We start from the raw sequence: 17,942 nt of genomic DNA, 5'->3' as shown, positions 1-17,942 counted from the left end.
ATCGCACACCGAGGGGACCGTCATGACGACCGCAACACCGCAGGCCACCGGTAGCCGCACCCTCGCGCACCCCGCCCGCGAGGAGATCCGCCTCGAAGCGGTGCTGCACGCGCTCTCCGATCCGATGCGGCTCTCGATCGTCCGCGAGATGGGCGCCAACGCGCAGAGCGAGCCGGACGGGCTCGCCTGTTCGCACTTCGACCTGCCCGTCACCAAGTCCACCTCCACGCACCACTTCCGGGTGCTGCGCGAGAGCGGGGTGATCGAGCAGGTCTACCGGGGGACCGCCAAGCTGAACGGCCTGCGCAGGGCCGATCTAGACGCGCTGTTCCCCGGACTGCTCGACAGCGTCCTCGACGCGGCTGCCCGGCAGGCCGACCGGCTCGGCGGTGGCGGTGACGGTGGTGCCGGTGGTGGTGGCGTCAGCTGAAGTCGCCTTCCCCGGAAGGTGGTTGAAGAGCAGGTTCAGCACGATCGCGGTGAGGCAGCCCGCGCTGATCCCGCTGTGCATCACCGTCTGGAACCAGTCGGGGAACTTGTCGTAGATCGTCGGCACGCCCACCGGGATGACCCCGAGTGCGACGGAGACGGCCACCACGGTCAGATTGCTGGTGCCCTCGAACTCCACCTTGGCGAGCGTCCTGAGCCCGCTCGCCGCGACGGTCCCGAACATCACCAGACCCGCGCCGCCCAGCACCGGCGACGGGATCGCGGCGATCACCGCACCCAGCTTCGGCAGCAGCCCCAGCACCACGAGGATCCCGCCCGCCACGGCCACGACCCACCGGCTGCGCACCTTCGTCATGCCGACCAGTCCCACGTTCTGTGCGAACGCCGTGTACGGGAACGTGTTGAAGACGCCGCCGAGGACCGTGGAGAAGCCGTCCGCGCGCAGCCCGTCGGCGAGCGCCCGCCGGTCGACCGGGCGCTCCGTCATCTCGCCCACCGCGATGAAGTCACCAGTGGTCTCGGTCATCGTGACAAGCGCCACGATCAGCATCGACACGATCGCCGCCCCGTGGAACTCCGGCGCCCCGAAGTGGAACGGCGTGCTGATGCCCACCCAGTTCGCGTCGCCGACCGCGCCGAAGTCCGTGAAGCCGGTCGGTATCGCCACCGCCGTGCCCGCCACGATGCCGATCAGCACCGCGATCCGGCTCAGCGCGGGCGGCGCGAACCGCTGGACGCCGAGCACGATCACCAGGACCAGCGCCGCGAGCGCGAGGTTCTTCGGTTCCCCGAAGTCCTGCGCGCCGGAACCGCCCGCCGCCCACGTGCCGGCGGTCGGCAGCAGTGACAGGCCGATGATCAGGATCACCGTGCCCGTGACCAGCGGCGGGAAGAACTTCAGCAGCCGTCCGAAGACCGGTGCGAGCAGCATCATCGCCAGCCCCGCGACGATCACCGCCCCGTAGATCGCGGGCAGCCCGCCGCCCGTCGTCCCGATGAGCACCATCGGCGACACGGCCGCGAACGTACAGCCCTGCACGATCGGCAGGCGGATGCCGAACCGCCACACGCCGATGCACTGGATCAGCGTCGCGATGCCGCAGACCAGCAGATCGGCGGTGATCAGGTACGCGAGGTCGGCGGGCGGCAGCTTCATCGCGCCGCCCACGATCAGCGGCACGGCGACCGCGCCCGCGTACATCGCGAGGACGTGCTGCAGCCCGAACGCCGCCAACTGGCGCACGGGCGGGACCTGGTCGACCGGATGTGTCATACGTGCTCCAAGGCAGGGGAGTCCGAGCAGGGGTGGCAGCACGAGACCGTAGGGGGCTTAAACGGTTTGTTGATTTCGCGGGTGTTGCCGGTGTGTGTCGCGGTGCAGGAGCGGGTGCGGATCGCCTACGAACCGCGTGCCGCGCCCAACAGCCCCGCCCAGTCGGGGATCTTGACGGACCCCCGGCCGAGCGAGCGCCCCAACTCCGCCTCGGCGCGCTCGATCGCCCGCCATCCGCCCCATTCGACGGGCCGCACGCCCGCGTCGAGCAGCCCGGCCAGCGGGTCCTGCGCGAGGTCCTTGCGTACGAGGGCGGGGGCGTCCGCCAGCAGGGACGTCACGGTCTCCTTGGCGCACGGCCGGTTGGTGCCGATGACGCCGGTGGGGCCGCGCTTGATCCACCCCGCGACGTACTCGCCGAGGGAGGCCCGTCCGTCGCGCAGGACGCGGCCGGCCGCGTGCGGCACGGTCCCGAGCGCCTCGTCGAACGGCAGCCCCTCCAGCGGCACCCCGCGGTATCCGACCGAGCGCAGCACCAGTTGGGCGGGGATCTCCTCGTACATGCCGGTGCCGAGCACGCCGCCCTGTCCGTCCGGGCGCGTCCGCTCGAACTGCACTCCGGCCACCCGCCCGCCGCCGTCCACGATCTCGGCGGGGCGCAGGAAGAAGCGCAGATGGATCCGGCGGCGGGCGTCGGCGCGGGGCGGGGCGGCGGCCCAGGCGCGCAGGACCTCGACGTTGCGGCGGTTCGCGGCGGGCAGCGCCGACGGGTCGGTGTAGGCCGGATCGAGTGCCAACTCCCGGGCGTCGACGACGATTTCGGTGTCGGGGAGGCCGCCGAGCTCGCGCAGCTCCTTGGTGGTGAAGCGGGCCTGCGACGGGCCGCGCCGCCCCACCATGTACACGTCCCGCACCTCGCTCACGGCCAGGGTGCGCAGCGCCGCCTCCGGCATGTCGGTGGGGGCGAGCTCGGCGGCGCCGCGGGCCAGGATGCGCGTCACGTCCACGGCGACGTTCCCCACGCCGATGGCGACGGCCGCGCGCACGCCGTGGACGAAACCGTGGTCGGAGGCGTCCGGGTGGGCGCTGTACCAGGCCACGAAGTCGGTCGCCGACCAGCTGCCCGGCAGGTCCTCGCCGGGCACCCCGAGATGCCGGTCGGCCGCGGCGCCCACGCAGTAGACGACCGCGTGGTACAGGTCGAGCAGCTTCGCGGGCGGCAGTGCGGGACCCACCTCGACGCCGCCGAGGAACCGGACCCGCTCGTCCTCCAGGACCGTCCGCAGGTTGCCCTGCAGCGACTTGATCTTCTCGTGGTCGGGGGCGACGCCGTAGCGCACGAGGCCGTACGGGCAGGGCAGCCGGTCGAGCACGTCGACCCGGAGGTCGGGGACGCCTGCCTGCTGCACGAGGCCCTGGGCGGTGTAGACCCCGCTCGGCCCCGATCCGACGACGGCGATGTGCGGCACGGGCGGCTCCTTCCGCTGGCGCGCGCTGATGCTCTTCAGCATGGCACCGCACGGGGCGGCCGGGGAGGGGCTGGACGGGGGTGGTGGGCGTGCTGTGCCCCCGGGATCGGCAGGGCTCCCTGCGCGCCGTTGATGACCAAACGTGATCATAGGGCTACCGTTCGCGTGTGCTGGAGAGTTCATTCTTCGACTTTTCTGATCACTACCGGCCGGACGATTCCGTCTCTGAGCGGCCGCAGGGGAACCGGGAGAGGCCCGGCGATGACGTCAGGACGCCGTGCTTCCACGTCCGGCTGGCGTTCGGCGACGGGGCCCGGGTCGACATGCTGGGCAGGGTCACGGAAGGCCGTGTCGTCCTGGAGGAGATGGGGGCCGGGCCGCCGCTGTCCGCCGTCGACCCCGGCGTGGCACGGGACGACTGGGCCGAGGGCGCCCTCGTCGCCGTCGCCGACTACTCCGACGCGGGCCCCTTCGACGCTTCGCCCCGCCGGGAGGAGGGGCGCGAAGGAGTGGCCGGCCGGCGGGCGCGCCCGGCCTGGCCGCGCGGCGTCGAGGGGCGCCGCGGCGTCGCCGAGACCTATCGCGCGGCCCAGGCGGAAGGCCGCGACCCGGTCCTGGCGGTGATGTGCGCGACGGGCCGCAGCCGCCGCAGATCGCTGCGCCTGATCGCGGCGGCCCGGGACGCGGGGTTCCTGGCGCCACGCCACAACAGGCGCTGAACAACAGGGCATCGCGCCCGCGTCACCCGATGGCGCGCCTGGGTCACCCCATGCCGCGCCCGCGTGACCTCGCGCCCCGCGTCACTCCATGTCGCGCCCGCGTCAGCCGTGCCGCGCCCGGTCACCCCATGTCGCGCATCCGGCCGATCTCCGCCGTCTGCTGCGCGATCACGTCGTCGGCCATCTCCTCGACCTGCACGTTGTTCCCGTCGCTCTTCACTTCAGTGGCCATCGTCACGGCCCCCTGGTGATGCGTGATCATCAGCTTCAGGAACAGTTCGTCGAACGCGGCGCCGTGCGCCGCCCGCAGACTCTTCAGCTGTGCCTCGGTCGCCATCCCCGGCATCGTGCCGTGCCCCTGGTGGCCCGTCGGCGACTCGGACTTGCCGTACTTCTTCAGCCAGCCGCGCATCACCTCGATCTCCGGGGCCTGCGCCGCGGAGATGCGCTCGGCGAGCCGCTTCACCTTCCCCGACTCCGCCCGCTTCGGGACGAGTCGGGTCATCGTCAGGGCCTGCTCGTGGTGCTGGATCATCATCTGCGCGTAGCCGACGTCGGCCGAGTTCGGGCTGTCGTCCGGGGCGCGCCGCTCGGCGTCCTTGGCCGACAGGGTCTCCGCCGCCTCGCCGGGCTTGCCCGGAGCGATCACCGAAGGGCCGCCGGACGCCGGGGAGTCGGCCTTCGCGGGCCCGTCCGAGTCGCAGCCGGTCACCCCCAGGGCCAGCGCCGCGACCAGCGCGGGCACAGCAACTATCATGACGAGTCTGTTGCCATCTGTTGATCTGTGCATGAGGAAGACGATACTCGGGGGATCCGTGAACCGTTCACGTATGAACGACGCCGTCGTCAACCAGGGAGACAACAGTGACCCTGTTGCAGAACTCCGCCCGAACGCGCCGCAGACGCCTCGGAGTTGCCACCGCCGCCGCCGGCCTGCTCGCCGCGCTCCTCGCCGCCGGCCCCGTGTCGGCCACGCCCGACCCGGGTGACAAGTCGGCCGCGCCCAAGAGCGTCTCGGAGAGCACCGAGGCTCGCGCGAAGGCGGCGATAGCCGCCGGCGAGATACCCGGCCAGGACGAGATCGTCCACTCCGACAACATCGAACACCTCACCAACATCCCCAAGGACGCGCTGCCCGGCACCAACTCGGACCTCGCCTTCCAGGGCAAGTACGCCTTCGCGGGGAACTACGACGGCTTCCGCATCTTCGACATCAGCAACCCGAAGGCGCCCAGGACCGTCGCGCAGGTCCTGTGTCCCGGATCGCAGAACGACGTCACCGTCTCCGGGAACCTGCTGTTCCTGTCCACGGACAGCTCCCGCAGTGACAACTCCTGCGCCTCCACCACCCAGCCCGCGACCGAGAAGTCGTCGTGGGAGGGCATGAAGGTCTTCGACATCAGCGACAAGCGGAACCCGAAGTACGTCGCCGCCGTCGAGACCGCGTGCGGCTCGCACACGCACTCCCTGGTGCCGGAGAAGAAGAACGTCTACATCTACGTCTCCTCGTACTCGCCGAGCGCGACGTTCCCCGACTGCCAGCCGCCGCACGACGGCATCTCCGTCATCAAGGTGCCGCGCAACGCTCCGGAGAAGGCGGCGGTCGTCGGCTTCCCTGTGCTGTTCCCGGGCGAGGGCCCGGACGGCGGCGGCAACCCGGGCGCGCCCACCAACCCCGGCGTCTCCAAGACCACGGGCTGCCACGACATCACGGTCCTGCCCTCCAAGGACCTGGCGGCCGGTGCCTGCATGGGCGACGGCATCCTGTTCTCCATCAAGGACCCGGAGAACCCGAAGGTCATCGACCGCGTCCAGGACAACGTCAACTTCGCGTTCTGGCACTCGGCGACCTTCAACCAGAAGGCGAACAAGGTCGTGTTCACCGATGAGCTGGGCGGTGGCGGTGCCGCCACCTGCAACGCGGCCATCGGCCCGAACCGCGGCGCCGACGGCATCTACGACATCGTCGGCAAGGGCGACAAGCGCAAGCTCGTTTTCAAGAGCTACTTCAAGATCCCGCGCCACCAGGCCGACACCGAGAACTGCGTCGCGCACAACGGCTCGCTGATCCCGGTCAAGGGCAAGGACCTGATGGTCCAGGCCTGGTACCAGGGCGGCGTCTCCGTCTGGGACTTCACCGACTCGGCGAAGCCCAAGGAGATCGGCTACTTCGAGCGCGGCCCGCTGACCACCGACAAGCTCACCACGGGCGGCTCCTGGTCGGCGTACTACTACAACGGCTACATCTTCTCCAACGACATCGCGAAGGGCTTCGACGTCCTGAAGCTCAGCGACAAGCGCACGGATCCGGCCAAGCGGATCCACCTGGACGAGCTCAACGTCCAGACGCAGCCCGACTACTTCGACTGAGGAGGCCGCGCCCCCCGGCCGTCAGGGTCGGCCGGGGGCCGCAACGGCTCGAAGTAGCGTGAGAAATCGGCCACCCGGTCGTGCGCGGGGCTCTCGTCGGACGGCTCGTCACCGCCGCCCGGCGGGAAGCCCCGTTCCCACGTCAGGTCGTACCGCTGGAACAGCTCCGCCCGCAGCGTCGGCATCGGCATCGGCGCCCCGGGCACCAGGATCGAGAAGACCGCGCCCATCAGCAGGGCCCGCAGCAGCGGATAGTCCCTATCCACGTCGAGCGTCCCGTGCCGCAGCACCGTGTCGCGCAGCAGCGCGGCGAGCCGCTGCTGCTCCGGGCACTGCACGAACCCTTCGGCCTGGAGGATCCCGGCCATGTGCGTCCGCATCAGGACGGGCTGGTCGCGGGCGAGGCCCAGGATCGCGTCGATCGCCCGGGCCAGCCGCTCGTCCCCGTCTTCGGTGTCGGGCCGCGGCTCCCGCGCCAGGGCCTCCTCCAGCGTCCGGTGCATCAGCCGGTGCACCGCGGACTGCAGCAGCTGCCGCTTGCCCGGGAAGTAGTACGAGACCAGACCGCGGGCCGAACCGGCCCGGTCCGCGATGTCGCCGAGCGTCGTCGCGTCGTACCCGCGCTCCCCGACGAGCTCCAGCGTCGCCTGCAGAAGCCGTTCGCGGGAACGTCGGCGCAACTCCTCATTGACCGATGCGCTGCGGGGGGACATCCTTGACTCCTGCGTTGACTGGCTTCCAGCCAACTATACTCAGCGCGGCCCGGCCACCGGTCCTTCGGGGCGTGGTGCGCATGGGCGGCCGGCCGTATCGGGCGACGCGGGGGATCGTCCGATACGGCCGTTTCGTGAGCGGGCCTCCGGACGGTGTCGGCGCCGCCCGGGGGCCGTTCCGCGCGCGGGGCCGGGCGGGTCTTCCTAGAGTGGGCCGGGGGGTCACCTTCACCGGGAGGCGTGCCACATGGACCAGCAGGAGATCCTGAGCCGGATCAGCGCCATGGTCGACGACGAGAAGCAGCTCCGGGCGTCCCTGGCCGACGGGACCATCGACACCGCCACCGAGCGAGAGCGGCTGGCCGCCGTGGAGCGGGCCCTCGACCAGTGCTGGGACCTGCTGCGGCAGCGCCGGGCCAAGGCCGAGTTCGGCGAGAACCCCGACGAGGCACGGGTCAGGCCGTCCGGGCAGGTCGAGGGATACCAGTCGTGACCCGCAAGCCGTACCCGGGGAACCTGGTCACGGTCACGTTCGACGGGCAGCGCTGTCTGCACGCCGCGGAGTGCGTGCGCGGCCTCCCGCAGGTCTTCGACACGGCGCGGCGGCCCTGGATCCAGCCGGACGCCGCGCCCGCCGACGAGGTCGCCGCGGTCGTCCGGCGCTGTCCGTCGGGCGCGCTGCGCTACGAGCTCCTCGACGGAACCGTGGAGGTGCCCCCGGCGGCCACGACGATCGAGCGGACACCGGACGGCCGCCTCGTCATGCGCGGCGACCTGCGGATCCGTACCGCCGACGGGTCGCGGGCCGTGGAGGTCCGGGCCACCCTGTGCGGCTGCGGCGTCAGCGGGAACCAGCCGTACTGCGATCACGCGGGCGCGTGCGGGAAGGACGGCGAGGGCTGAGCGCCCCGCCAGGAGCCGTGGGGGCTACAGCAGGTCCAGGACCGGGCGCAGGGCGTCCGGGCGCCGGTCCACCGGCAGGTGCTCCACGAAGTGCACCCGGCAGCCGATGCCGGCGGCGCCGCCGTCCGCGCGCCGGTCGTCGCCCACCATCAGCGTGTCGCCGGGGGCCACGCCGAGCGCCTCGCAGGCCGTCGTGAACAGGCGCGGGTCGGGCTTCGTGATGCCGTGCCGGTACGACATGACGTACGTGTCCACGTACGGGTCGAGGCCGTGCCCGACGAAGACGGGGCGCAGGTCCCAGCCGATGTTGCTGACCACGCCGACGCGTACGCCGCGCTCGCGCAGACCGGTGAGGACGTCGAGCGCGTCGGGGTAGGGGCGCCAGGCCGCGGGCAGCATGTGGCGGTCGTACAGCGCGTCGTAGAGCCGGTCGTCGGGCAGCGGTACCTCACGGGCCATCCCCGTGTACGCGGCCCGGTGCCGCTCGGCGTCGACGTCGCGGACGGCCATCAGCTCCGTCAGGTGGCCGGGCACCTCGACGTGGTGCGTCGTGCCGCCGGGCAGCGCGCCCACCGCGTGCAGTCCCGCCACGGCGCGGCTGAACTCCCCGTCGGACATGGACAGTCCGGACGAGTCGAGCACGGCGCGCAGCCAGGACTCGGTGGACTCGATGCGGAAGAGGGTCCCTGAGAAGTCGAAGAGCACCGCTTTGATCGTCATGCGACCGATCCTGCGGGGTGCCGAACTCGCTGGTCAAGGACGGCTGTTCAGGCCGTTCCACCGTTCGTACGCGGCGGTGGACACCGTCACCGTGAGCGCGCCCAGCAGCCAGCCGCCCAGGACGTCGGACGGCCAGTGCACGCCCAGCCACAGCCGGGTGAGGCCCACCCCGAGGACCGAGACCACCGCGACGGCCAGTGCCGTGCGGCGCAACGCGCGCCCCGCGCCGTACCGGCGCAGCAGCCACAGCAGGAGGCCGCACACGACGACCGCCGTCATCGAGTGCCCGGAGGGGAACGCGGCGTAGTGCGCCGAGTCCACCGGGTCGGGCCACACCGGGCGGGGCCGGTCGACCGCCGCCTTGAGGCCCTGCTGCACGAGCGTGCCGAGCAGACAGGTCGCCGCGATCCAGCCCGCGAGCGCCCAGTTCCGCAGCCGCCACACCAGCACCAGCACGACGACCGCGCACAGGGCGCGCATCGTCCACGGGTCCCAGACCCAGTCCGTCAGGATCCGGTTCGCCCGCGTCAGGCCGGGTTCGGCGACGGCGGAGCGGTGCAGGTCATCGGCGATGCCGGAGTCGAGGTCCGTCAGCGGGCGCCACCGGACCGCGACGAGGACCAGGAGCAGCAGCGAGGTCAGCGCGAGCGTCGCCGTCAGCGGGGCGCGGGATCGGGAACGGTGCGGGGAGTCGAGCCGTGCCGGGTGCATGGGGAGGATCCTCGCCCATCGGCGGGGGCGCGGGCCAACCCGGGTCCTCGCCAAGTTCCTCGTCCAGCACCTAGCCCAGGGCCCGCAACCCCGGGACGAAGGCCACCAGGACGGGGACCAGCGGGACGAGCGCGGCGGCCGCCGTCAGACGCAGCCGGCGGGCCGGGGTGAGCCGGGACGGCGGTGCGAGCAGCCGGTGCACGCGCTGCGGGACATGCGCGTGCGGTGTCGGGCAGGGGCCGCCGAACACGCCGCGGTCCTCGTTGAGTTCGACCAGGGCGAGGGCGATGGTCAGCCGGCCGAACCGGCGCGAGGCCACGTCGTCCGCGGCCAGCTCCACGAGCCGGTGCATCTCGTCGCGGAACGCGGCGAACACCGGAACCTGCGGGAATCCGGACGCCAGCGCGCCCGAGCAGTGCAGCAGCCAGTCGTGCCGCCACTGCGCGTGGCCCATCTCGTGCGCCAGCACCGCATCGAGCTGACGGCCCTTCAGGCGACGCAACGCGGCGGTGGTGATCACCAGTTGGGGCGTCTGCCCGGGCAGCCACCAGGCGTCGGGGCGCTCGCCCTCCAGGATCACGAGCCGGTCGGTAGCGGGCTCCTCGCCGGGCAACTGCGGTGCGCGCACCAGGAGTTCGGCGCGCCGCCGACCGCGCCGGACCCGCGCCCCGCGCACCTCGCGCACCAGCATCGCGGCCGTCCACACCCCGCCGAGCGCCAGCGTCACGGCGAGCGTCACCGCCCAGGGTCCTGCCCGCAGCGCGTACGCGTCGACGACTCCGCTGGGCGCGGGCGCGAACACGTGCCCGCGTACCGCCTGCCACGCGGCGGCCGCGCTGAGCGTCATCGACAGGGCGCAGCACAGCAGCACCGCCGCCACGACGCACTGCCACACCCACAGCGCGACGATCGGCTCCCGCTCGGGCCAGTCGGCGCGCGCCAGCAGGCGCGGGGCGACGACAGCGGCGAGCAAGCCGAGCAGCAACAGTGCTACGGGGACCGTCATGGTCGCAGCCTATGAGTCGGCCGCTACCCGGCGGTATGCACGAGAGCCGCAAGTGACGCACGCCACGGTTTCGTTGCCGATCGCGCCGTCGCGGTACGGGACGCGGACGGACCTTATCGATCAGGGGTTCTTCACATGGTGAGCAGCATCGCCAGCATCCCGATCCCCATCGAGAGCCGGCAGGCCCGCGCCAGTTCCGGGCGGTCGCCCCAGCCGCCGGCCGGGCCGCCGGCCGTGGTCGCCGTGGCTGTGGCCGGGACGAGGCGCGAGCCCGACCACAGGACGTACGCCGCGAAATAGACGAGCAGGAGCGCCGTGAGGGCGGGTGCGCCCGCGCCGCCGTGGTGGGCGTGTTCCGCCGACGGGCGCGCCGCCATCGCCGCCGCCATGTAGGCCATCGCGAACGCGCCGACCAGGTGGTGCAGATGGTGGGCACCGGCTCTCGACGCCCACAGGGCCCGCAGCGCGGCGGCCCCGAACACCACCGCGTAGAGCAGCCAGACCGGGCGCGGCGGCGTGAGGACCGCGGCGGGCACGGCCATCAGCGCCATTCCGAAGCCCATCAGCGCCTCGCCGCCGGCCGTGCGGCGCTGCTCGTCGACGGGGCTGCGCATGCGCAGCAGGCAGTACGCGCCGGTCGCCGCGCACAGCGCGACCAGCAGCCAGGCGGCCGACAGCGGTCCGTGCACCCGAGTCCCCCTCGTCGTCCGGCTCCGTCGTCCGGTGCCGGTCTCCGGGCTAGATGCCCGGCGGGCCGGGGGCGTATGGCGGCGCAGGGGAGCACGGGCGGTCGCGCGGTGTCCTGCGCCTCACATCTTTTACGAGTAAAACACCTGCTAAGGTTTTAGGTATGAGCAGCACACCCCCGTCCCCTCGCGCCCCCTCCGTCCGACCGCTCCCGCTCGCCGGAGTGCTGCGCCCGAACAAGCCGTCGGACATCTGGTTCAAGCCCGCCACCAGCGTGGTCGCCGCCGCCGCGCTGCCGAACCTGACCCTGCTCGCCCTGGGCCGGCTCGACCTCGTGATGTACACGATGGCCGGCAGCTTCTGTGCCCTGTACGCGCACAACCTCCCCTACGCGGCCCGGGCGCGCGCCCTCGTCTGGGTGCTGCTCGGCATGCTCGCGAGCGTCGGCGTCGCGCTCGTCGCCGCCTCGCTCACCACCTCGGTCGCCGTGCTCGTCGCCGTCGGCGCGCTGCTCGCCGCCGCGCAGAAGACGCTCTGCGACGCGACCCGGATCGGACCGCCGGGACACCTGATCTTCACGTTCGTCAGCTCCGCGTCGCTGTTCGCGCCGCAGACCCTCGGGCAGGTGCCGGGCCATCTCGCGCTCACCCTCGGCGCGGGGGTCGTCGCCTGGATCGTCGGCATGGCGCCCTGCGTCGTCCGCCCGCACGGCCCGGAGCGGCGCGCCACCGCACGCGCCCTGAACGCCGCCGCCGCCTACGCGGAGCGCCCCGACCACGCGCCCGCCCGCGCCGCCGCCGCGGCCGCCGTGCACGCCGCCTGGCAGTCGCTGCTCGCCACCGGCGCCCGCACCCCCGCCCGCCGGGCCATGGAACGGCTCGTCGTCCGCGCCGAGGTCGCCGTCGCGGCGCCCGGCGACGCGGACGCGGCGCAGCTGCGTGGCTGGGCCGCCGGACTGCGCGGCACGGGAGCCGTGCCGCGGCCCGCGCCGGTCGCCGGTGACGACGACGAGCTGCTCGGCGTCGAGACCGAGCTGGCGGCCGGGGCGAAGACGTCGCTGTGGCGGCGGCTCGGTCCCGGTTCGCCGCTGCTGCCGGTCGCCCTGCGCACGTTCCTCGGCTGCGCGCTGGCCGGATACGCCTCGCTCGCCCTCGGCGTCGGGCGCCCCTACTGGGCGCTGGTCACCGCCGCCTCGCTCTACCAGGCCAACGTCACGCTGACCTGGAGCCGAGGCGTCCAGCGCGTCGTCGGGAACCTGGCCGGGGTGCTCGTCTTCGCCGCCGTCGTCCCGTTCGCGCACACCGGCCACGCCGCCCTCATCGTCTGCGTGCTCGCCTTCAGCTTCGGCGCGGAGGCCCTCATCACCCGCAACTACTGGCTGGGCAGCCTGTGCGTGACGCCGATGGCGCTCCTCGTCACCGAGTTCGCCCGGTTCCAGGAGCCCGGCGAACTGATCACCGACCGGGTCGTCGACACCCTCGTCGGCGCGCTGGTCGGGATCCTGGCCGCGGTCGCCGTCACCAACCGGCGCGCCGGCGACCACATCGAGCGGGCCCTCGCCGCGTCCGACACCGCGCGGGAGGCGGCCGGCCGGGTCCTCGCCCTGCCCGAGCCGGGCCCCGCGGCCCTGGAGGCCGCCGGGCGCCGTCTGGCCGGATCCCTCGTGGAGCTGCGCGCCGCCGCCGACACCGCGGCCGGCGAGTGGTGGCAGCGGGCCCTGCCCGAGGACCGGGTCCTCGCGGCCGAGCAGGCCGGACACCGTACGCTCGCGGCCACGGTGCGACGTCAGGCGGGCGTCGGCGAGACTGGGGAGAGGACGGGCGACCGAAGCGGCGCCCGCGGCTAGTCGCCCCGGCGGGCGACCTCGGCGAGGAAGGGCCGGTCAGGCAGGGATGAGCACGCAGCAAGGCGGGGCGGCAGCGCGGCCGCTCGACACCGTGTCGTCCGTCGTACGGCAGTGGCAGACCGTACGGCCCGACATCGACACCGGCCCGATGGAGATCATCGGACGCATCAACCGGTGCGCCGCGCTGCTCCAGCAGGCCGAGGACGCCCCGCTGCGGCACGCCGGACTGACCCGGCCCGAGTTCGACCTGCTGGGCACGTTGCGGCGGACCGGGCGCGAGCTGACCCCCGGCGACCTGGCCCGCGAGACGTTCGCCTCCGGCGCGGCCGTCACCAAGCGGCTCAAGCAGCTCCAGGAGCGGGGCCTGGTCGCGCGGCGCGGCGACACCCGCGACCGCCGCGTGTCCCACCTGAGCCTCACGGACGAGGGCCGCGCCCTCGTCGACGACCTGCTGCCGAGCCAGCTGGCGTACGAGACCTCGGTCCTCTCGGGCCTCACGAACGGCCGCGACGCCGAACTCAGCGCCCTACTGGGCGACTTGCTCTCCCAACTGGAGGGCAGACTGGGCGGCCCAAGAGCCTGACGTGAAGGGGGAGCGGGCAACGGCCCCGACAGGGGCGCGGGGAACTGCGCGCCCAGCCACGACGAACCCGCACGCGACACCCCCCACCCACCCGGCACACGCCCATCCGCGGCCCCCACGGAGCGGAGCTCACGGCTCCACCGATGCCTCCAGCAGCCGCCGCGCCTCCGGCTCCACAAGGTCCGCGTAGTACGCGAACAACGCCTCCCGCCCCAGCCGGCAGGCCGCTTCCGCCTCCCCCGAGCGGACAGCGCACAGCACCGCACGGTGATGCTCGATCGACCGCGCCATCCACGCCGCCGCGTCCGCCGCCCCCGCGATCCTCTTCTCGATGACCGCGACCACGGCCTCGTGCACCGCGCGGGCGCACAACGCCAGCAACGAGTTGCCGCTGGCCTCGGCGACGGCCTGGTGGAAGCGGGCGTCGGCCTCGCTGAAGGCGTGCAGCTCGGCGGGCCCGAGCGCCGCCATCCGGTCGATCTCGTCCTGCATCCGCGCGAGGTCCTCCGCCGTGTGCAACCGGGCGGCGAGCCGGTTGCTCTCGGCCTCCAGGACCATGCGGAACTGCACCAGCTCACCGAGGCTCGCGACGCGCGAGCGGGTCAGCCGGCCGAGCGCCTGGCTCAGGTTGTCCGGCGACACGCCCAGCACCTCCGCGCCCAGCGGGTCACCGGGCCGCGACCGGATCAGTCCGGCCGACTGCAGCACCCTCAGCGCCTCCCGGACCGTGGACCGGCCGACCCCGAACCGGGTGACGAGGTCACGCTCGGCGGGCAGCCGGGAGCCGGGCGGCAGGTCCCCGCTGAGGATGCGCTCCTCTATCTGCTCCGCGACCCGCTGATACGCGCGGACCGGCTGCACCGGTCGGAAGAGAACGTCGTCGGATGTCATGTGCCTCTCCGGGTAAGGCCGGCGCGTCACCGCGCGGTGAATCCATGATCGGACCATTGACCTCGGCTCGAACGTGTGGGCACAGTACGGGAATTCACCTGGTCTGACCAGTCGACTGGCCTGGTGGGCAGTCGAGTTGGAGGTTCTATGCATGCCGGTGCACATCCGTCGACGACCGAGCCCGTGGTCGATGCCGACGCCGCCGTCGCCCTGACCCGTGACCTGGTACGACTGCGAACGGTCAACGCCGCGGGCGCCGTTGAGGTCGAGCGACCCGCCGCCGCACTCGTGCAGCGGCTCTTCGACGACTTCGGGTGGCCCTACGAGGTGACCGAGGTCGCGCCGGGCCGCCCCAACACCGTCGCCGTCGTGGAGGGCGGGGGAGGACCGGGCCCCACCCTGATGTTCGAGGGGCACGTCGACGTCGTGACCGAGGGCGACCCGGGGGACTGGACCGTCGACCCGTACGGCGGCGAGATCCGCGACGGGAAGCTGTGGGGCCGCGGCGCCGCCGACATGAAGTCCGGTGTGGCGGCCATGATCCACGGAGTCCGGGCGCTGCAGCTGGCCGGCCCGTTCCCCGGCCGGATCGTCGTCGGCGTGCTGTGCGACGAGGAAGGGCTGATGCTCGGCGCGAAGGCGTTCGCGGCGTCCCCGCTCGCCCGCGACGTGGACGGCGTGATCGTCTGCGAGCCGGAGGGCTACGAGGTGTGCACCTCGGCACGGGGCGGTATCCGGCTCCGGCTCGATCTGCACGGCGTGATGGCCCACGGCGCGATGCCGCAGGAGGGGCGCAGCCCCATCGTCGCCGGCGCGCGCGTCGTGACGGCCCTCGACACCGCGCAGACGTGGGCGCGCGAGCGGTACGGCACGCATCCGCACGCGGGCCGGGTCACGGTCACCCCGACCGTGCTGCTCGGCGGTGACCCCGACCAGCTGAACGTCATCCCCGCGCACGCAGTGGTCGGCGTCGACGTGCGCACCGTCCCGGGCACCGATCATCCCGAACTCATCGCCCGCATCGAGGAGTCGGCGCGCCGCGCGGCGGCGACGGTCGGCGTGGGCGTCACGGTCACCGTCGTCGACGACCGGCCCGCCATCGAGATCCCCGCGGACCACCCCGTCGTCACGGCCCTGGTCGACGCCCACACCCGCGTGCACGGCGAGGCCCCGCCGTTCGGCGCCGTACCGGGCACCACGGACGGCACCATCCTCACCCGCGACGCGGGCCTGCCCACGGTCGTCTACGGGCCGGGCGGCAAGTGGATCGCCCACCAGAAGGACGAGTTCGTGGAGGTCCACGAGATCGGCGAGTACGCCCGCGTCTACGCGGCCGCCGCCCGCGCCTTCCTGACCGGCGGTGCGCGATGACGCGGGCCCAACCGGCCGCGGCCCGGACCGCGCCCGAGGTGCCGGACGGGCTGCCGGTCGGTCCCGGCTGGCTGCCCGTCGCCGTCCACCACCCCGTCACCTTCCCCTACGACGGCGGGACCGTCGCCGACGCCCCCGTCGGGGACGCTGCCCTGGCCCGGGCCGCCGTCGCGCACGCCGCCGGGGTGCGGGCCGACGTCGCCGCGCTCCCCGCCCATCTGCGCCGCCGCGTCCTCGCCGACGTCGCGGACGCCCTGGAAGCGGTGGCCGACCGGATGGCGGAGCTGCTCGTCCTGGAGACCGGCAAGCCGCGCGTCGACTGCGACGTGGAGGTACGCCGGACCGTGGGCACCTGGCGGGCGGCCGCCGACGAGGTGTCCCAACTGCGGGGCGAGACCGTGCCGTTGGACGCCCAGGAGTCCGGCGAGGGGCTGCTCGGGTTCTGGACGCGGCGCCCGGTCGGCGTCGTCGTCGGCATCGCCGGGTTCAACTACCCCGTGCTCCTCGCCTCCCACAAGATCGCCCCCGCGCTCGCGGCGGGCTGCCCGATCGTCCTCAAGCCCGCACCCGCGACCCCGCTGGCCACCCTCTGGCTCGTCCACCTGGTGCGCGAGCGGCTGACCGCGGCCGGCGCGCCCGCCGCCGCGGTGCAGCTCGTCACCGGCGACGTCGAGGTGGGACTGACCCTCACCACCCATCCGGACGTCGCCGCCGTCTCCTTCACCGGCTCCGCCGCCGTCGGCCACGCCATCGCCCGGGACGCCGCACCCCGCAAGGTCGTCCTGGAACTCGGGTCGAACGCCGCGCTCGTCGTGGCCGCCGACGCCGACCTGGACGCCGCCGCCGACGCGATCGTCCGCGGGGGCCTCTACGCCAGCGGACAGGCCTGCATCTCGGTGCAGCGCGTCATCGCCGTCGCGGACGTCGCCGACGAACTGCGGCGCAGGATCCTCGCGCGCGTCGCGTCCGTCGCGGTGGGGGACCCGCGCGACCCCGGGACCCGGGTCTCCGCCCTGATCGACGAGGCCGCCACCGTCCGCGTACTGAAGTGGATCGACGAGGCGCGGGCGGCCGGGGCGCGGCTCCTGGCCGGCGGGACGCGGGCGCCCGGCGAGCCGAGCTGCATCGCCCCGACGGTGCTCGCCGACGTCCCCGACGGCCAACCCGTCTGGGCGGAAGAGGTGTTCGGGCCCGTCGTGTGCCTGCGCACCGTGCCCGACCTCCACACGGCGTACGCCGTCGTCAACGCCAGCCGCTACGGCCTGCACGCCGCCGTGCACACCAAGGACCTGCGGACCGCCCTCGCCGCGATCGACGCCCTCGACGTGGGCGGCGTCGTCATCAACGACGTGCCCGGCTACCGCAGCGACATCGCCCCGTACGGCGGCGTCAAGGACTCCGGCATCGGCCGCGAGGGGCCGCGCTTCGCCATCGACGAGCTGACCGTGACCCGCATGGCCGTCATCCGGCCCTGACCCGCCCGAGGTGTCAACCCATGGACTACACACGTCTGTTCAGGCTCGACGGGCGGCGCGTCGCCGTCGTCGGCGGCGCGAGCGGCATCGGCCGCGAAGTGGTGGGCGCGCTCGTCGCCCAGGGCGCCGACGTCGTCGTCGCCGACCGGGACGAGAAGGGGGCCGGGGAGACCGTCCGGCTCGCCGGCGCCGGGTCCGTGTGCACCCTCGACGTCCTGGACGCCGACGCCACCCGCACCGCCGTCGAGGGCTGGGGCCCGCTCGACGGACTCGTCGTCACCGTCGGCGCCAACGTGCGCAAGCGCATCGCCGATTACACCCTCGACGAGTTCGACCGCGTCATCGCCCTCAACCTGCGCTCCTACCTCACCCTCGTCCAGGCCGTCGCCCCCGGCATGGCCGAGCGCGGCCGCGGCAGCGTCGTCGGGTTCGCGTCCATGCGGGCCTTCCAGGTGGAGCCGGGCCAGGGCGCGTACGCCGCGTCGAAGGCCGGACTCGTCCAGCTGCTGCGCACCGCGGCCGCCGAATGGGGTCCCCAGGGCGTCCGCTTCAACGCCGTCGCGCCCGGCGTCGTCCGCACCCCCCTCACCGACCAGATCGCCGCCGACCCCGCCTGGTACGACGCGTACGCGCAGGCCTCCGCCCTCAAACGCTGGGCCCGCGCCGACGAACTCGTCGGTGCCGCCGCCTACTTGGTGTCCGACGCGGCGACGTACGTCACCGGCACCGTACTCACGGTCGACGGCGGCTGGACC

19 protein-coding genes are annotated in these 17,942 nt (G+C 73.4%); 10 read left to right on the top strand and 9 right to left on the bottom strand.

The window, feature by feature from the left end:
• The first annotated feature begins 22 nt into the window (after positions 1-22).
• Positions 23-430 carry an ArsR/SmtB family transcription factor gene (locus M4J07_RS21175; RefSeq protein WP_255974221.1) on the top strand — a complete coding sequence of 136 codons (408 nt, stop codon included), beginning with the start codon at positions 23-25 and terminating at the stop codon, positions 428-430.
• Here the strand turns inward: M4J07_RS21175 and M4J07_RS21170 are convergent.
• Together M4J07_RS21170 and M4J07_RS21165 are read right to left on the bottom strand one after the other, a co-directional pair.
• Positions 317-1,723: a nucleobase:cation symporter-2 family protein gene (locus tag M4J07_RS21170; RefSeq protein WP_255974219.1), complete on the bottom strand. Its 1,407-nt coding sequence runs from the start codon at positions 1,721-1,723 to the stop codon at positions 317-319. The genes M4J07_RS21175 and M4J07_RS21170 overlap by 114 nt on opposite strands.
• Positions 1,724-1,848: 125 nt before the next feature.
• Positions 1,849-3,192, bottom strand: coding sequence for an NADP oxidoreductase (locus M4J07_RS21165; protein WP_255974217.1), 1,344 nt, complete (start codon positions 3,190-3,192; stop codon positions 1,849-1,851).
• A gap of 167 nt (positions 3,193-3,359) precedes the next feature.
• Here M4J07_RS21165 and M4J07_RS21160 point away from each other — a divergent pair, with 167 nt between their 5' ends.
• On the top strand, positions 3,360-3,911 hold the full coding sequence (locus M4J07_RS21160; RefSeq protein WP_255974215.1) for a DUF6214 family protein: 552 nt from the start codon (positions 3,360-3,362) through the stop codon (positions 3,909-3,911).
• A 121-nt stretch (positions 3,912-4,032) separates the two neighbouring features.
• Here M4J07_RS21160 and M4J07_RS21155 read toward each other — a convergent pair whose 3' ends face one another.
• Positions 4,033-4,668 (bottom strand): DUF305 domain-containing protein, encoded by a 636-nt coding sequence (locus M4J07_RS21155; protein WP_255974213.1) that lies wholly within the window; start codon positions 4,666-4,668, stop codon positions 4,033-4,035.
• Positions 4,669-4,775: 107 nt separating this feature from the next.
• Between M4J07_RS21155 and M4J07_RS21150 the strand changes: the two genes are divergently transcribed.
• Positions 4,776-6,281: an LVIVD repeat-containing protein gene (locus M4J07_RS21150; RefSeq protein ID WP_255974211.1), complete on the top strand. Its 1,506-nt coding sequence runs from the start codon at positions 4,776-4,778 to the stop codon at positions 6,279-6,281.
• Here the strand turns inward: M4J07_RS21150 and M4J07_RS21145 are convergent.
• Positions 6,269-6,994: a TetR/AcrR family transcriptional regulator gene (locus M4J07_RS21145; RefSeq protein ID WP_255974209.1), complete on the bottom strand. Its 726-nt coding sequence runs from the start codon at positions 6,992-6,994 to the stop codon at positions 6,269-6,271. The two genes, M4J07_RS21150 and M4J07_RS21145, sit on opposite strands and share 13 nt — an antisense overlap.
• A gap of 247 nt (positions 6,995-7,241) precedes the next feature.
• On the opposite strand from M4J07_RS21145, the gene M4J07_RS21140 reads away from it, so the two are divergent.
• Both M4J07_RS21140 and M4J07_RS21135 read left to right on the top strand, forming a co-directional pair.
• A complete protein-coding gene (locus M4J07_RS21140; protein ID WP_255974207.1) occupies positions 7,242-7,487 on the top strand; it encodes a DUF2630 family protein in 246 nt (81 codons plus the stop codon).
• Positions 7,484-7,897: a (4Fe-4S)-binding protein gene (locus M4J07_RS21135; protein WP_255974205.1), complete on the top strand. Its 414-nt coding sequence runs from the start codon at positions 7,484-7,486 to the stop codon at positions 7,895-7,897. The genes M4J07_RS21140 and M4J07_RS21135 overlap by 4 nt, the downstream gene beginning before the upstream one ends.
• 24 nt (positions 7,898-7,921) lie before the next feature.
• Here M4J07_RS21135 and M4J07_RS21130 read toward each other — a convergent pair whose 3' ends face one another.
• From M4J07_RS21130 to M4J07_RS21115, 4 genes are all read right to left on the bottom strand, one after another.
• Positions 7,922-8,617 carry an HAD family hydrolase gene (locus M4J07_RS21130; RefSeq protein ID WP_255974203.1) on the bottom strand — a complete coding sequence of 232 codons (696 nt, stop codon included), beginning with the start codon at positions 8,615-8,617 and terminating at the stop codon, positions 7,922-7,924.
• A gap of 33 nt (positions 8,618-8,650) precedes the next feature.
• Positions 8,651-9,328 carry a phosphatase PAP2 family protein gene (locus M4J07_RS21125; protein WP_255974201.1) on the bottom strand — a complete coding sequence of 226 codons (678 nt, stop codon included), beginning with the start codon at positions 9,326-9,328 and terminating at the stop codon, positions 8,651-8,653.
• Positions 9,329-9,398: 70 nt separating this feature from the next.
• The gene (locus M4J07_RS21120) at positions 9,399-10,334 is read right to left on the bottom strand and encodes a M56 family metallopeptidase (protein WP_255974199.1); all 936 of its coding nucleotides are present in this window, start codon (positions 10,332-10,334) and stop codon (positions 9,399-9,401) included.
• Positions 10,335-10,465: 131 nt separating this feature from the next.
• Positions 10,466-11,023 carry a DUF5134 domain-containing protein gene (locus M4J07_RS21115; RefSeq protein WP_255974197.1) on the bottom strand — a complete coding sequence of 186 codons (558 nt, stop codon included), beginning with the start codon at positions 11,021-11,023 and terminating at the stop codon, positions 10,466-10,468.
• A gap of 161 nt (positions 11,024-11,184) precedes the next feature.
• Between M4J07_RS21115 and M4J07_RS21110 the strand changes: the two genes are divergently transcribed.
• Both M4J07_RS21110 and M4J07_RS21105 read left to right on the top strand, forming a co-directional pair.
• Positions 11,185-12,867: an FUSC family protein gene (locus M4J07_RS21110; protein ID WP_255974195.1), complete on the top strand. Its 1,683-nt coding sequence runs from the start codon at positions 11,185-11,187 to the stop codon at positions 12,865-12,867.
• A gap of 46 nt (positions 12,868-12,913) precedes the next feature.
• Complete coding sequence (locus tag M4J07_RS21105) at positions 12,914-13,450, top strand: MarR family winged helix-turn-helix transcriptional regulator (protein ID WP_255974193.1); 537 nt, start codon at positions 12,914-12,916, stop codon at positions 13,448-13,450.
• Between the two features lie 129 nt (positions 13,451-13,579).
• Here M4J07_RS21105 and M4J07_RS21100 read toward each other — a convergent pair whose 3' ends face one another.
• Positions 13,580-14,341: a FadR/GntR family transcriptional regulator gene (locus M4J07_RS21100; protein ID WP_255974191.1), complete on the bottom strand. Its 762-nt coding sequence runs from the start codon at positions 14,339-14,341 to the stop codon at positions 13,580-13,582.
• A 147-nt stretch (positions 14,342-14,488) separates the two neighbouring features.
• On the opposite strand from M4J07_RS21100, the gene M4J07_RS21095 reads away from it, so the two are divergent.
• The 3 genes from M4J07_RS21095 to M4J07_RS21085 all read left to right on the top strand — a co-directional run.
• Positions 14,489-15,712, top strand: a complete 1,224-nt coding sequence (locus M4J07_RS21095; protein WP_255974189.1) for a M20 family metallopeptidase — start codon at positions 14,489-14,491, stop codon at positions 15,710-15,712.
• Positions 15,709-17,187 (top strand): aldehyde dehydrogenase family protein, encoded by a 1,479-nt coding sequence (locus M4J07_RS21090; RefSeq protein ID WP_255974187.1) that lies wholly within the window; start codon positions 15,709-15,711, stop codon positions 17,185-17,187. The genes M4J07_RS21095 and M4J07_RS21090 overlap by 4 nt, the downstream gene beginning before the upstream one ends.
• A gap of 20 nt (positions 17,188-17,207) precedes the next feature.
• The coding region (locus tag M4J07_RS21085) for an SDR family NAD(P)-dependent oxidoreductase (protein ID WP_255974185.1) at positions 17,208-17,942 on the top strand (735 nt) is incomplete at its 3' end.

The sequence above is a fragment of the Streptomyces longispororuber genome (assembly GCF_024448165.1).
In the GTDB taxonomy this organism is placed as follows: Bacteria; Actinomycetota; Actinomycetes; order Streptomycetales; family Streptomycetaceae; genus Streptomyces; species Streptomyces longispororuber_A.
The sequence above is the reverse complement of the archived record's forward strand: the minus strand, read 5'-3'. Positions and strand labels throughout refer to the sequence as shown.